This is a genomic window from Methanococcoides sp. DA23, from assembly GCF_057593895.1.
Genome location: NZ_CM172520.1, coordinates 552,203 through 566,658 on the forward strand (window position 1 = coordinate 552,203; position 14,456 = coordinate 566,658).

16 protein-coding genes are annotated in these 14,456 nt (G+C 41.9%); 11 read left to right on the forward strand and 5 right to left on the reverse strand.

The features are described from left to right. Positions 1-39 precede the first annotated feature (39 nt). From hemL to AC20MK_RS02870, 4 genes are read left to right on the forward strand one after another with little or no spacing between them, the layout of a single operon-like run. Positions 40-1,308 (forward strand): glutamate-1-semialdehyde 2,1-aminomutase, encoded by a 1,269-nt coding sequence (gene hemL, locus AC20MK_RS02855; protein WP_487356497.1) that lies wholly within the window; start codon positions 40-42, stop codon positions 1,306-1,308. Positions 1,309-1,322: 14 nt separating this feature from the next. Further along, positions 1,323-2,252, forward strand: a complete 930-nt coding sequence (gene hemC / locus AC20MK_RS02860; protein WP_487356498.1) for a hydroxymethylbilane synthase — start codon at positions 1,323-1,325, stop codon at positions 2,250-2,252. Between the two features lie 23 nt (positions 2,253-2,275). After that, positions 2,276-3,178 carry a dihydroorotate dehydrogenase gene (locus tag AC20MK_RS02865; RefSeq protein ID WP_487356499.1) on the forward strand — a complete coding sequence of 301 codons (903 nt, stop codon included), beginning with the start codon at positions 2,276-2,278 and terminating at the stop codon, positions 3,176-3,178. Then, positions 3,178-3,957, forward strand: coding sequence for a dihydroorotate dehydrogenase electron transfer subunit (locus tag AC20MK_RS02870; RefSeq protein WP_487356500.1), 780 nt, complete (start codon positions 3,178-3,180; stop codon positions 3,955-3,957). Before AC20MK_RS02865 ends, AC20MK_RS02870 begins: the two co-directional genes overlap by 1 nt. Before the next feature lie 19 nt (positions 3,958-3,976). Here AC20MK_RS02870 and AC20MK_RS02875 read toward each other — a convergent pair whose 3' ends face one another. The 3 genes from AC20MK_RS02875 to AC20MK_RS02885 form a co-directional block, all read right to left on the reverse strand. After that, complete coding sequence (locus AC20MK_RS02875; RefSeq protein WP_487356501.1) at positions 3,977-4,339, reverse strand: hypothetical protein; 363 nt, start codon at positions 4,337-4,339, stop codon at positions 3,977-3,979. A 176-nt stretch (positions 4,340-4,515) separates the two neighbouring features. After that, complete coding sequence (locus tag AC20MK_RS02880; RefSeq protein WP_487356502.1) at positions 4,516-4,767, reverse strand: ATP-binding protein; 252 nt, start codon at positions 4,765-4,767, stop codon at positions 4,516-4,518. A gap of 24 nt (positions 4,768-4,791) precedes the next feature. Beyond that, positions 4,792-6,783: a PAS domain-containing protein gene (locus AC20MK_RS02885; RefSeq protein ID WP_487356503.1), complete on the reverse strand. Its 1,992-nt coding sequence runs from the start codon at positions 6,781-6,783 to the stop codon at positions 4,792-4,794. Positions 6,784-7,195: 412 nt separating this feature from the next. Here AC20MK_RS02885 and AC20MK_RS02890 point away from each other — a divergent pair, with 412 nt between their 5' ends. Together AC20MK_RS02890 and AC20MK_RS02895 are read left to right on the forward strand one after the other, a co-directional pair. Beyond that, on the forward strand, positions 7,196-7,621 hold the full coding sequence (locus tag AC20MK_RS02890) for a hypothetical protein (RefSeq protein ID WP_487356504.1): 426 nt from the start codon (positions 7,196-7,198) through the stop codon (positions 7,619-7,621). 386 nt (positions 7,622-8,007) lie between these two features. Continuing rightward, the gene (locus tag AC20MK_RS02895) at positions 8,008-8,625 is read left to right on the forward strand and encodes a cohesin domain-containing protein (protein ID WP_487357046.1); all 618 of its coding nucleotides are present in this window, start codon (positions 8,008-8,010) and stop codon (positions 8,623-8,625) included. A 279-nt stretch (positions 8,626-8,904) separates the two neighbouring features. On the opposite strand, the gene AC20MK_RS02900 is transcribed toward AC20MK_RS02895, so the two are convergent. Together AC20MK_RS02900 and AC20MK_RS02905 are read right to left on the reverse strand one after the other, a co-directional pair. Beyond that, positions 8,905-9,438 carry a J domain-containing protein gene (locus AC20MK_RS02900; RefSeq protein WP_487356505.1) on the reverse strand — a complete coding sequence of 178 codons (534 nt, stop codon included), beginning with the start codon at positions 9,436-9,438 and terminating at the stop codon, positions 8,905-8,907. A gap of 364 nt (positions 9,439-9,802) precedes the next feature. Beyond that, positions 9,803-10,078 carry a zinc ribbon domain-containing protein gene (locus tag AC20MK_RS02905; protein WP_487356506.1) on the reverse strand — a complete coding sequence of 92 codons (276 nt, stop codon included), beginning with the start codon at positions 10,076-10,078 and terminating at the stop codon, positions 9,803-9,805. A gap of 435 nt (positions 10,079-10,513) precedes the next feature. On the opposite strand from AC20MK_RS02905, the gene AC20MK_RS02910 reads away from it, so the two are divergent. The 5 genes from AC20MK_RS02910 to AC20MK_RS02930 all read left to right on the forward strand — a co-directional run bounded on the left by AC20MK_RS02910 (position 10,514) and on the right by AC20MK_RS02930 (position 14,393). Beyond that, entirely contained in the window at positions 10,514-10,930 is a 417-nt protein-coding gene (locus tag AC20MK_RS02910; RefSeq protein ID WP_487356507.1) for a hypothetical protein, read from the forward strand. Beyond that, complete coding sequence (locus AC20MK_RS02915; protein ID WP_487356508.1) at positions 10,893-12,014, forward strand: cytochrome c biogenesis protein; 1,122 nt, start codon at positions 10,893-10,895, stop codon at positions 12,012-12,014. The genes AC20MK_RS02910 and AC20MK_RS02915 overlap by 38 nt, the downstream gene beginning before the upstream one ends. 152 nt (positions 12,015-12,166) lie before the next feature. After that, on the forward strand, positions 12,167-12,493 hold the full coding sequence (locus tag AC20MK_RS02920) for a hypothetical protein (protein ID WP_487356509.1): 327 nt from the start codon (positions 12,167-12,169) through the stop codon (positions 12,491-12,493). Positions 12,494-12,621: 128 nt separating this feature from the next. Further along, positions 12,622-13,107, forward strand: coding sequence for a GyrI-like domain-containing protein (locus AC20MK_RS02925; protein WP_487356510.1), 486 nt, complete (start codon positions 12,622-12,624; stop codon positions 13,105-13,107). Between the two features lie 65 nt (positions 13,108-13,172). Next, complete coding sequence (locus AC20MK_RS02930; protein ID WP_487356511.1) at positions 13,173-14,393, forward strand: peptidase U32 family protein; 1,221 nt, start codon at positions 13,173-13,175, stop codon at positions 14,391-14,393. The last annotated feature ends 63 nt before the right edge of the window (positions 14,394-14,456 follow it).

Consider the following 14,456-nt stretch of genomic DNA (forward strand, 5'->3'; position numbering starts at 1 on the left):
AAATACAAAATTTACAATTAAATATCAAATGGTGTTATCATGGTTACTTTAGACAAGTCCAAAGACCTATTCGACAAAGCAAGAGCGATCCTTCCAGGTGGGGTCAGCAGTCCGGTTCGTGCTATCAAACCATATCCGTTCTATACGGAATCTGCAAAGGGTTGCCGTATAAAGGATATTGACGGGAACGAGTACATTGATTATTGTCTGGCATACGGCCCTAATATTCTGGGACATGCTAACCCTGTCATCAAACAGGCCATCATCGACCAGCTCGATAAAGGCTGGCTTTACGGAACTCCAACAGGTCTTGAAGTGACCCTTGCTGAAAAGATAGCTTCCCTTTATCCAAGCATTGATATGCTCAGATTTGTTTCCACAGGTACCGAAGCCACGATGAGCGCTCTCAGGGCTGCCCGTGGTTTTACCAGGAAGAACAAGTTCGTTAAGATAGAGGGCGGTTTCCATGGTGCTCATGACGCTGTCCTGGTCAAGGCAGGTTCAGGTGCAACGACACACGGTAAACCGGATTCCCTTGGCATACCGGAAGATTTCACAAAGAACACCCTTCAAGTGGCTTACAATGATATCGAGGCAATGACAGAGGTCATCGAATCGAACCAGGACGATATGGCTGCTGTTATCATGGAACCAGTATTGGGTAATATTGGTCCTATACTTCCAGATGGTGACTATCTCAAGGAAGTAAGGAAGGTAACTGAAGAGAACGATGTTGTCCTTATATTCGATGAGGTCATCACCGGTTTCAGGCTCGCAATGGGCGGAGCACAGGAATATTTCGGTGTGACACCTGATATGACCACCCTTGGAAAGATAGTCGGAGGCGGCTTGCCTATAGGCGTTTTCGGTGGTAAACGTGAGATCCTCGAGATGATCTCACCATCAGGTTCAGTTTATCAGGCAGGTACGTTCAGTGGCAGCCCGGCATCCGTTGCAGCAGGTATTGCAGCTGTGGATGTGCTGGAAAAAGAGAAGGTCCATGAGAAACTCAAAGCTACCGGGAACATGTTCCGTGCCGGTCTTAATGATATAATCACAGACAAAGGACTTGATTATCATGTGGGTGGTATTGCATCCATGTTCAAGGTGTTCTTCGGTGACAAACCCCTTAATTATCAGGATGTACTGAAATGCGATAAGGAAGGTTACCTTCAGTTCTTCCACGATATGCTTGACAGCAATGTCTTCCTTCCACCTTCACAGTTCGAGACGAACTTCCTGTCAACCGCACACACAGAAGCTGACCTAGAGACAACGCTCGAAGCTTATGCAGCTAACTTGAAGTAAAGGGGATGTCTAAGATGATACTCGGAACCCGCGGAAGTGCTCTGGCGATCGCTCAGGCAGACCTTGTTACAGGTATGCTTGAAGAGAAAGGCCATGAGATCACAAGGAATGTGATAAAAACATCCGGCGATGTGTTTACGGACCGTCCGCTCCACGAAGTTGCCGGAGTAGGCGTGTTCGTACGTGAGCTCGATGACAGGATGATCGAAGGCGAAGTGGACATTGCGGTCCATTCCATGAAGGACCTTCCAACCGTAAGACCGCCGGAGCTTGCTATTGCTGCGGTGCTAAAACGTGATTCTCCATACGATGTGCTTTTAACTGCAGACGGTTCCACTCTGGACGAGCTTCCGGATGGTGCTATCATCGGAACCACATCCATGCGCAGAAGGGCACAACTTCTCAGGTATCGCCCTGATCTCAACGTAATGGACCTTAGGGGTAACATCAATACACGCATACAGAAGCTTGAAGCAGGTCAGTATGATGGGATATTGCTCGCTGAAGCAGGTCTTCAGCGTATGGGTTGGGAAATGGATGTACAACGCCTTCCTGCTTCAAGCTTCTGTCCTTCTGCGAATCAGGGGACAATTGTGGTCGTCACAAGGGCCGAGGATGAGGCCGAAAGGGCATGTTCTGTTCTGAACCATGAACGCTCCAGGATAGAGACTGAAGTGGAGCGTCTTCTTATTACCGAGGTTGAAGGCGGTTGTATCGTTCCTATTGGTTCCTTTGCACAGATGAACGAGGATGGGGACGAGATCCATGTGCTCGTGGAAGTGCTCGCAGTGGATGGTACCCGTGAGATCCGTATCGATGACGATATTCCTGTAAGGAACTATCGCGAACATGCTCTGAGTATTGGCAGGATGCTTGTTGAGATGGGCGGTAAAGAGCTTGTGCGGGAAGCGGTCTGCGAGATGTCCGGCTGCGAAGATGAATAATTGATGATGGGAGGTGGAAGCTTATGGTAACTATTACAGGAATAGATCTCAAGAATCCGACCATGCTCGCATCCGGTATAATGGGAACTACCGGTGCATCCCTTCTCCGCATTGCAGAATGTGGTGCAGGTGGGGTTGTGACCAAATCGATTGGACCGGAGCCCAAGGCGGGTCATCCAAATCCCAGCATGATAGAACTGGAATGTGGTTTTTTGAATGCCATGGGCCTTCCAAACCCTTCCTATACTGAATTCGATGATGAGATAAAGATAGTTAGATCCGGTACTGATGTACCGGTGATAGCAAGCATCTTCGGTGGCAATGCCGAGGATTTCGTTAAGGTGGCAGAAGGCCTTGCATCCTCCGAACCTGCAGCCTTTGAGCTTAATGTGAGCTGTCCTCATGCGGAAGGGTATGGTGCTACCATAGGTACCGATACCTGCATGGTGGAATCGATCACGTCAGCTGTTTGTGATGCTGTGGACGTCCCGGTGTGGGTGAAACTCACTCCCAACGTGACCGATATCAAGGCCATAGGGAAGGCAGCGCAGAACGGTGGTGCGGATGCAGTGGTGGCCATCAATACCCTTCGTGGTATGGCTATCGATATCAATTCCGGTTATCCTATACTGGGTAATCGCTTTGGAGGGCTTTCCGGCCCGGCTGTGAAACCGGTTGCAATAAAATGTGTCTATGATCTCTATGAAGCACTCGATATTCCTGTTATAGGGGTTGGCGGTGTTTCCACATGGGAAGACGCAGTGGAAATGATGATGGCAGGCGCAAGTGCAGTCCAGATAGGTTCAGCGGTCCATGAGAGTGTGGATATCTTTTCAGATATCGCATCAGGGATAGAGCTTTTCCTTCAGGACAAAGGCTACTCGGCTGTCGAGGACATTATTGGTCTTTCCCACGAGGTGATCTAATGAAACCAGTAGATGCAAAGATAGTTGAGATAGTCGAGGAATCCCCTTCCATTAGGACGTTCCGTTTCGATGTTTCCTTTGATGCTGCCCTTCCCGGCCAGTTCGTAATGGTCTGGGTACGTGGTGTGGATGAAGTACCAATGGGCTCTTCATACCTGAATGGGATCACTGTGCAGAAGGTGGGAGATGCCACTTCCAAACTCTTCGATATGAAGGTTGGCGATTCTGTCGGTCTTAGAGGACCCTTCGGTAAAGGTTTCACTTTACCAAAGAAAGATGAGCACATACTGATAATCGCAGGCGGCGTTGGAGCTGCACCTCTGGGACCCCTTGCCGACTATGCTTCTGAATGTGGTGCAAAGGTCACTACGATCCTGGGCTCAAGGGAATGTTACGAACTGGTTTTCGAGGACCGTTTCTCTTCAGCAGGGGAACTTCATATAACCACAGATGACGGCTCTGCCGGCACATGCGGTTTTGTTACCACAGTGCTTGCGGACATGGATGTTTCTGTCTATGACCGGATCTGTGTTTGCGGGCCTGAGATAATGATGGCCAATGTAATGAAAGTGTTACAGGAAAATGATGCACTTGACCGCTCAGAGTTCAGCATGCACAGGTATTTCAAATGTGCGATCGGAGTCTGTGGCGCTTGCTGTATGGACCCTCAAGGTCTGAGGGTATGTAAGGATGGTCCGGTGCTGAACGGTTCCCTTCTTATTGATTCCGAACTGGGTGACCATAAGAGGAATTCCAGCAGTCAGAGAGTACGGGTCTGATAGGCCCCGTTCATCTATTTTAGTGAGTTACCATCCTTTCCTCCAGTTTTTCCATTGTTCTGGAAAGCAATATGTTGAAAAGGGACAGCAAATTACCTTCAAAGACCATCATGTCGATGTTCAGGTGCTCATTCATATGTGCATAGAGAGCTGCAATTTCCAGATCATTTTCAGCCTCGGTCTTTATGGATTCGAAGGGTTGGTCCCAGTGTTCTGAATTCTTGTAAGCAATGATGTTCTCAAGTATATTCTCATCAAGATACGTGCCTACCCAATTGAGCAATTGATTCCTGTATTCATTTGAGATCCTACAGTTGTGCAAGTATGTCATTGCATAGGTCTTTGCTTCACTATAGCTTTCTATACCATCAATTTCTATCATGGTTACCACCACCACTTTTAGTATTTTAAGGTACGATCTGAAATATCTGCAGAGACAATTGTACTATTTATACATTCTTTTACACACAATATATATGTTTTTCTTTGGGAAGGAATTTTGATAATATTAAAAACGAATCTATTTATTTTTCAGAATTAAATGATTTAAAAAATAATTTAGGAATATACAATTTTCTCCTTATTTAGGGGGATGGTAAAAGTAAACTTACTACCCACTCCTTCCTTACTGTTAACCCTAATATTTCCGCCATGCATTTCAACAAATTTCTTTACAATTGCAAGGCCAAGACCGGTCCCTCCATACTCTTTAGTAGTTGAAGAGGTCGCCTGCTTGAAGGTCTCAAATATTTCCTCATGCTTATTTCTGGGAATACCAATGCCATTATCCGATACTGAGATCTCCAGCATATTATCATGATCAATCGCATTGATCTATATACACCCATGTTCAGGTGTGAACTTCAAGGAATTGCTTAACAGATTATACAATATTTGTTTCAATCTTAACCGGTCAGCAGATATTTCGATATTTTTAGAACTAACCTGATTACAGATCTCAATGTGCTTTTTATCTGCCAGATGTTTTATCATAGCTTCTACTTCAAAAAAGAAATTCGGTGATGTTATCTTTTCATATTCAAGTTCCATTTTTCCGCTTTCTATCTTTGAAATATCAAGAATGTCATTGATAATATCCATTAAGTGATTCCCAGCGTTCATGATATTGTATGAATATTTAATTTCTTTTTCAGTCATGTTGCCGAAAGGATCGCTATTTAGCAACTTCGAAAAACCGATGATCGAATTAAGAGGTGTCCTTAGCTCATGACTCATATTTGCGATGAATTCGCTCTTGGTCCTATTGGCTGAATCTGCTTCAATTTTAGCATTGACAAGCTCGTCCTCTGCTTTTTTGCGGTCTGTGATATCGTGAATTATCGAGTAAAGGAGCTTTTTGTCATTGATCATTATTGGGCAGCTGTAGACCTCCACATTGCGCATTTCCCCGCTGGAAAGCCTGTGGGTGAAGAAAAATTGTTTTCTCTTTTCAGATCTTGCATTTTCCATCTCTTCGAATACTTGCTTTTTTGAAAACATGTTGATATCGGTTATCTTCATATGGTTGAGCTCTTTTATGTCGTAGCCATAGTATGAGCATGCAGCAGGATTTGCATCCACTATGTTGCCGGTATCCGGTTCGATCATTAGCATCACAGCGCTGTTATAATGGAAAAGGGCGCTATATTTCTCTTCACTTTTCTGGAGCATCTCCTCTGCTCGTTTTCTTTCTGTAATGTCCCGGGCTGTACTGAGTATGGCCCTTTTGCCTGAATATTCGATTATCTTTGCGCTGGTCTCGGTTGGGATAGTTGATCCATCCTTTCGAACATGCACTATCTCGAATATGGAATGTTCTATACTCGTCAGTTCATTTATTCTTCCTGTAAGTTTTCTTATGTCCTCTTTGGAGATGATTTCTCGGGCTTTCAGGCTCATCATTTCTTCTCGGGTGTAACCCAATTTTTCGCATATTACCTCGTTGACCTCAAGGAAATTACCTTCAAAGTCATTGATGAATATACCATCACTAGCACTCTCAAACAAATTCCTGAACTTTTGTTCTGATTCTTTTAACAAATTTTCATTTTCTTTGCGTTCAGTGATATCACGAGCTATTACCAGAATAGCCGGTTTATTCTGATAATCTATTAAGCGTAAACTCGCCTCATATAAGAATTCAGAACCATCCTTTCTGGTGGCGATCGCGTCAAAATTCGAATATCTCCCCTCGATCAAATCCTCACTGATGCGGTCAATTCGTGATCTACAATCATCACCTGTTAGATCGGGGATTGACATCTGAAGCAGTTCATCCTTGCTATAGCCCAGATAATAAGATGCTCTTTGATTGACTTCTAGAATATTGAAATCCATGTCATGTATGAATATAGCATCACGGGAATAATTGAATATGTCTCTGAACTTTCTTTCAGACTCTTCAATCGCCTTTTCGGCTAATTTGTGTTTATTTATGTCTTCCATCTGAGCCACGAAATACAGGGTTTCATTATTCTGATCTCTGAAAGGATAGACAACCAGCTTTATCCATATTAGGCTGCCATCCTTGTGGACATACCTTTTATCAGTTTTATAAACATCAATATTTCCATCCAGCATCCTTTTTAAATAAGTGATATTCTCTTTGAGGTCCTCTGGATATGTGATCTTTTGAAAATCGAATTGAAGTAGCTCTGATTCAGAGTAGCCAAGCATGCTACATAAAAATGGATTAACTTTGATCCATTTTCCTTTTGGACTTACAAAAGCCATTCCTATGGGACTTTGTTCAAAAAAATTTGATGGTATGCCGCAATCTTTCAAAAAAAGATTTGTGTCCTTTCCATCCTTTATCTCAAAACGCATCAAAAAACCACTTTTTCCGAAGTATATTAATACAAATCATTCTCATTTATTGAAGCATGCTTTAATATATATTTTATGTGGCATACACAAATACATATATATTTTTCCACTGGGCACAAGTGCCACATTTATTACATTCTTTATATAAGATTGGTATTATATAAAAGTCTATTTAATATATTCTAAACCAATTATCTTATTAATTTAGTTCTAAAAAAGTTTATCTTCCATTTGATTCCTTTTTGGTCTTATCCAACTTCTCCTTCACATGAACATTGAGGGCAAACGGCTTATTGTCCATAGCACATTGTTCGCCAAAATCCCTTATCGGGCAAAAGGAAACCGTTTACCTTTATTTTACTATATAAAGTTATCAACAAACTTTATAAGAAATGATTGCATATCTACTTCCATGGGTAGCTGTAAAATAAATCTCTCGGGCGTAAAGATACCAAAAGGTTATAGCAACAGGACCATCAGTTTATATTTCTGGGTGGGTCTTGTTTCTGCAATAGCCTTGAGGGTCATAATCATAGCTGATTACTATAATGATCATCTCGCAAGCATACTATTCTATCTCGGAGTTATTGGGTACATGGTATTTTTTGCCCACCGCTATCGTATAGCAAAGCGCCGCACAAAAGTTCTGGATGAACTTGAACTGCTTGACAAGATCGAAAAGCGCGAGATCCTTACAGAAAAGGATCTGGATGGTCTGAAATACATTATATGGAGCCTTTCAGTTTCAAAAGAACGTTTGAACTACCTGCTTATCATCACCTTCTCGATAATTGCAATAGTGGTCTCGCTAATAATGGATATGGGATCTTTGCTATGAATGTAATGGGAGCTAATACCAGGCATTACATCGATCTGCTTTAAAATAATTAGTTTGGGGATATAGGTAACACAAAAAAACCGAATCCTCTAAATAAGCAGAAAGTTTACCGTAAACTTTCAATGATCATATTGTTTGGAGAAATTCGGGGTATTTAGTTTAATTCTCAAACAATAATTTTGTTCTGATTATTTTAAATAAATTAGATCCTTTTAACTTTCTCAGGAGCTCTCGATTTGAGACGTACAAAAATGATTTTGTTCAGAATAAATCCAATTTTATTATATAAGTCATTGAATAATTATATATATATATAAGTCTACAAGCTCTATAATAAGGAGGGCTTACCCATCAAAATCATTACAATAATTACGATCTTTTTACTTCTGCTTGTCTTTGGTTGTTTCAATTCAACTGCAACAGAAGTAACACTTGAACCATCAACTCAAATGGCCAAAACCGGTGAAAGCTTCACAATAGATGTCTTTGTATCACCTGATACTACAATTGCAGGATTACAGTTAGATATCGAGTTTGACAGCTCAAAATTACAGGTAGAAAGTGTATCTGAAGGCATATTCTTTAGTCAGTATGGAGCTTCAACATTTTTTAACGCCGGAAACATAGACAACAATGCAGGAAAACTTTCAGGTGTTTACGGTTTGATACTGGGTTCTCCAAGTGGCTTAGAACCTGAATCATTTGCAACCATCACAATGAGTGTAAAGGAGCAAGCTACAAGCACATCAAAGATCAGTCTGAAAAACGTGATCATAAGTGATCCATTAGGAGTTGCCATAGATGCCTCGGTCATAAATACGATTCTGACCATTAACGAAGCCCCTGTGGTTACATACAATCCATACGATGAAAATAAGGATTCTGTGATCGATATCGGTGAATTGAGTACGGCAATCGATGACTACCGTAACCAGGGACCAATATCTATTGGAGAACTCAGTGAACTGGTAGATATGTATCGTTCTGGTGAACCATATTGTTAAGAACTAGTTGGGAGTGATCACCTCTCAACCAATCTTTTTTTTTAATTTATTGAATTATTTAACTAATACCAATGATCATTTTATGAAATTTATTCCATATTAGCATACGAGCTAATCCCGCTGACATACAATTAGTTCACAATTGCGGATGATGGGGGATAATAGTATCGTGTCCTGTGCAAAGGTAAATTATGATATTATGTCCGAATTTGTAAGGTTGATGTGTAATGGATCCTGTCAGATCAGAATGGAATGAAAAGTAAGATGTATGAAGGGAGTTTATGTCAATTCTCTCTTCAGTATCTTATGAGCGACATTTAGCTGCTTGAATTTCTCAGTGTCACCAGTTGGCTTATCCGGGTGCAATTCTTTTGCCATTTCCTTGTATTTTTTATTAATGACCTCAAAATCGGTCTCATCATGAGCACACTCGAAAAACTCTCGTGCCTCTTTGCGCTTGTCATGAACGTCTTTATCTTCTTTGAACTCTAAAATGAAATCGGACAGTGGTTTTTCCCCGGAAATTACCCTATTTGCTTCGATCTCAATCACCTTGGATAGGATATGAAGATTCTCTACATATTTATTTTGTAGCCCATGGGTGTAATGCATTCGATGTCCATCCTGGTACCAGGTTGCAGAAGCATAAGTTTTTTTCATCGCTAAACGTTCAAGAGGGACATCAATATCATTTTCATTAACACCGACCCTTCTCAAAGCCGTAACAATATTGTTCTTGAATTGCATAGCTCTACGATTACCAGCGTTCTTAATAATTACTGGGTCAATTTCATGTCCTTTTATTTTTATCATTTGATTCACTCATTTTCGTTTTTGAAGACTTCGTTAGTACTATGCTCCTTTATATAAAAATATGCATTTTCTGGAACAACTTCTTTCCTCATCCTGTTTGAAAATCCGAAAAAACATGAGCATTGCATTCATAATTTAATTGAGTGGGAAATGCCTGTGAATTCAGGGCAGTCTTCTTCTGTCCTGGTTCTCCTGCTTTGGTTCAGCTATCAAATTCACCTGATTCATCTCACCCTGGATGTATCTATCACAGATGGTTGCCCGAAGGTCAACTCTCTTTAATAAGATAATTAAGTCTGAAAGGCTTTCCTGACCTAGTATTCTGCTTCCGGTAAAGTAACACTGACAGCGTCACTTCAAAAATTCACTTCCATCTCTTTAATTTTGGAATATTCTGTTTACTCAGCTTCTGTGCTTCTTCCAGAGGCATAAATCCCTCTTTATCTATTGCTTTTGAAGTTTGCTCTATCATTTCTTCCAGGGTAATATCAGGTTGTGTGAACTTCCCCTTCTGGTAGCAATAGAGACAATATTCATCATTTTTTGTCCCGTCGGCATTAGTTCCAAAATCTTCGTCTTTCCCCAAAGGCATTCCACAGCTCTGGCAGAAAACCATACCTTCAAATTCTTTCATGCCCATGCTTTAACCCCCACTCCTTTAGTTGGTATTCATTGAATCTTTGTATAGTATTCTATATCAATTACACAGTAGAATTATCTTATTCATGTTTTGTAGGCCAATGGACCTTAACAAAAATCTTTCAACATCTCCAACCTCTAGATCGGAATCATCTCTTTTCCTCTCATAAAAATGCTTAACAAGATCAACCATTTTCTTCTTCCCGACAAGATGATAGATGACTCCTTTGCTTTAAACCCAAGAACTATTCTTTCCTCTATACTCAACTTTATATTTCATCAAAAAATTAAACTTAGCATTGACTTTCTTAAGTAACTAATATATGAAATGCAAAAATTAGTTAATTAGCCTTATATTAGATCAATTATAATTTGTATATAATAAGGGGGTACGCTTATAAAAAGTTCAAATTTAGTTGTAGCAGCAGTAGCTGTAGTGGTTTTATTTTGTCTTGTGGGAGTAGGTCTTGTTTATGCAAATTACTCTCAGCAGGAGAACGATCCGCAGTTGAGGTCTAATCTTAATGGCTCTCAAGCTGTAGAAATAACGATGAATGATCCGGTTGTATCTGATTATATGGCACGTCACTTCAAAGAACCGGATTGGAGGGTTATCAGAACAACCTTTGTCCAGGAAACACCTTACGACCAAAATGGTACTGCCATGCAGGGATACGATATTTGGAAAGTTGAGATCATGGAGCGCAGTTGTTCTTGCCAGAAGATAAGCGATCTGTATGTTGTGGAAGGTTATGTCTTGGCAAATAATGGTGAAGTGCTGGATATATCAAAAAAGATAGTTTCAGAGAGTGAATATGACAAAAAGACATGTGCTACGACAGTATGCCACTAAATCGATATTGACCTTATTGATACTTCTGCTTGTCATTTCAAGCATGATGCCTGCTTCAGCAGCCCGATCAGACGAAGTGCTGGTTGAATATTTCTACGAGGATGGCTGCCTGAAATGCCAGCAAACGTCCCCTGTCATAGATTCGGTGGTCGTCAGGCTTGAGGGTATCAATTACACAAGTCACAACGTAGCGACCTCCTACAGTATCATGAAAGGATACGGAGTATACACTGTTCCTGCTATTGTAATAAACAAGAGTACGGTTATAGCTTATTCCGATTACGATGGGGATGATATATTACTTGAAAGCCTTCTGGTAGAAGCTATTGAGAACGCACCGGCAATTCCGGCCAATGGTACTTTACCATTAGCCAAAAATGTTGATGGAAGCATTACTTCCTTTGAACTCTCACCGGTAATTGTACTGATCACAGGCCTGCTCGCCGGCTTCAATCCCTGCCTTCTCGCAGTGATGGCATTCCTGGCTTCGGTCACGATATCCTCTAACGGCGGGAAGAAAGAAATGCTGGTGGTCATCGGTGGGTTCTGCGCCGGTATATTCACCACTTACATGATATTCGGAATCAGTTTCCTGAAAGCCGTCACTATCTTCCCTGCATCAAGGGATGCTATAACATTGTTCATGACGGTATTGATAGGGGTTCTCGGTATCTGGCATATCTATGACGCATACCACCTCAAGCGCCACTCAAGATCGACCTTCAAAACACCGGGTTCAATAATATCCTTTATGGACAGCATACACGGGAAGAATGCCCTTGCTCTATCGTTCTTTGCAGGTGGTTTATTCTCATTGGTCAAAGCTCCCTGTGTAGGTGCCGTTTATCTTTCTATCCTGGATATGTTAATAGCAAGGACAAATCTGCTGGAAGGGGCTGTATATCTTTTCCTATACAATTTCGGAGTCGTGCTTCCGGTGTTAGGACTTGGTGTATTTCTGGCGTTCGGTATGAGTCCTGAAACTGTGATGCAATTCAGGGAGAAAAGACGCTCTGCGATAAGGTTCGTTACAGGTGTTATATTGATATTACTTGCTCTGCTCTTGTATTTCAATGTGATCTGAAAATGCTTGGAGGTAGTTAGGTCTGCTTGACCTACCTTCAACTTTTTATTTTCTTCTCAACAAGATCCTGGCTTTGTTCCCTTACTTTGATCAATATAAACTCCAAATTTTATTTATACAATTATGTTTTCTAGTGCTGCATGGAGAACTACATGAAAAAAGCGATCTTCAGGGACCTGTTCATCTTTGCGGTTGCACTGATCGTAGCAGTACAATTCTGGGAAAACAACCTTCTGCTGACCTTTCTGATCTTATCTATATATGGCATACGCGAATATTTCTGGTCTGAGAAAGGGGATAATATCGTATTTGTGTCAGGTGTCATCATTGGATGTAGTGCAGAGTTCATCGGTACTTATCTAGGGGTCTGGACATACGCAGCTGCCTTTTTCTTTAACATCCCCTTATGGCTTCCGTTTGCCTGGGGTCTGGTGTCAGTGATCATTATCAGGGTTTCCAGGCCGTTTGTTGGGGAATGATCTCCGGGAAGATGTCCATTGTTCAATTGGAATGCTTATAAATAAAAGTACTAGCTATGTTCAATATTGGGACAATATTTACAAAATTAGCTACAAGTAATATTGTGAAATGATATGGGGGTACTGAGATGATCGATATAAGTATAGTTGAAGTTGAACCACAACTCGTTATTGGAATAAGAAAGGTCGGGAGTTACAAGCTACTTCCTACGATGTTCCCTGAAATATTCCAGTTTGCTGTTGGGAACAATATTGAGATAGCCGGTCCACCGATCTTTGTCATGCATGAGACCAGTGAAGAAGATGCACTGAGGGCTGATTCTGAAGGTAACGCTGAGCTGGAAGTCGTTATCCCTGTATCAGAAAAGATGGAGGATACTGATAATGTCAAGTGCTACGAACTGCCGGGTGGAAAAATGGCGAAGACCATCCACAAAGGTCCTTATGAGGACTGTGGTCCTACATATCAGGCACTATTTACATGGCTGGCCGAGAATGGATTTGCTATTATCGGTCCGATGAGGGAAATATATCTGAACGATCCGCAAGAGGTGGCTCCTGAAGATATCCTTACTGAAATATATGCTCCAATCGAGCAAGTTCTCGATCTTTAACTCGCATCCCTCTTTTTTCTTTTCCAACAATAACTGATTTAAACTATCATTTACGATGCTACTCCATGAACTGCTCTGGATCATCTGTAAAGATCCCTGAACTTATGATGGGTGTCAAGAATCGTGCAGCTCTGGCTGCGTGCAGGGACTATGCAGACGGGGTCTACTTCTCCATCGACAGGTTCAGTCTAAGGGCAAGAGCATGTGATATCACTCTTGATGGTCTCAACGATTTTGTAGGGGATATCAAAGAGAATGACCTCAATGCCTATCTTGCGCTGAACACGGTGATCTATCCCGATGACCTTGATGATCTGGATATTGTAATTGATTCTGTGGCATCCTCGGATGTGGATGCTGTCATTGCCTGGGATCCGGCGGTTATCACAAAGGCAGTAAATGCAGGTCTTAGGGTTCACATATCCACTCAGGCGAATGTCTCGAACTGGCAGACAGTGGAATTCTATGGTTCCCTGGGAGCTTCCCGGGTCGTTCTGGCAAGGGAGCTCAGCATGGATGACATAAAGGAGATCCGCCGTAACACCGATGTCGAGCTTGAGGTTTTCATTCACGGCGCCATGTGTCAGGCTATCTCCGGCAGGTGCTACCTTTCCGCTTACGTTCTCGGCAAATCCGGTAATTGTGGCGAATGTTCCCAACCATGCCGGTGGGGCTGGAAACTTGTTGGGGAGGACGGCAGTGAGGTCGACCTTGAAGGTAAATATCTGCTAAGTGCAAGGGACCTTTGCATGATAGAACATATCCCTGAGCTGATCGATGCAGGTGTGAATGCATTCAAGGTCGAAGGTAGGTTGAAGGACGCGAGATATACATCTACAGTATCCCGCTGTTATCGTGAAGCCCTTGATTCCTATTGTGATGGTTCGTACACACTTGAAAAAGCGAGGTCATGGAAAGAAGAGCTGGCCTCTGTCTTCAACCGTGGCTTTTCCACGGGGTTCTACTTCGGGGTCCCGGGTCCGGATGGTATTTCCATCGAATCCGATATGAATATATCAACTACTAAAAGACATGCTGTGGGCGTGGTCACCAACTATTACAGAAAGAGCGGGGCTGCGGAAGTAAAGCTTCTCGAAACTGGTCTCGCTGTTGGGGATCACATTATAATCGAAGGCAAAAGCACATACTTTGAACAGGATGTCACTGAAATAAGGTCGGATGAAGGTTCTGTACTATCCGCATCTTCAGGGGATGTCGTGGGAATTGCTGTCACGGATAAAGTGCGGGAAAATGACAGGATCTACAGGTTAGGGATCCCTGAATGAATTCTTTTTTTCAAAACATTTATAATATTTAATATATTTATACTTATTAATATTTCCATTTAA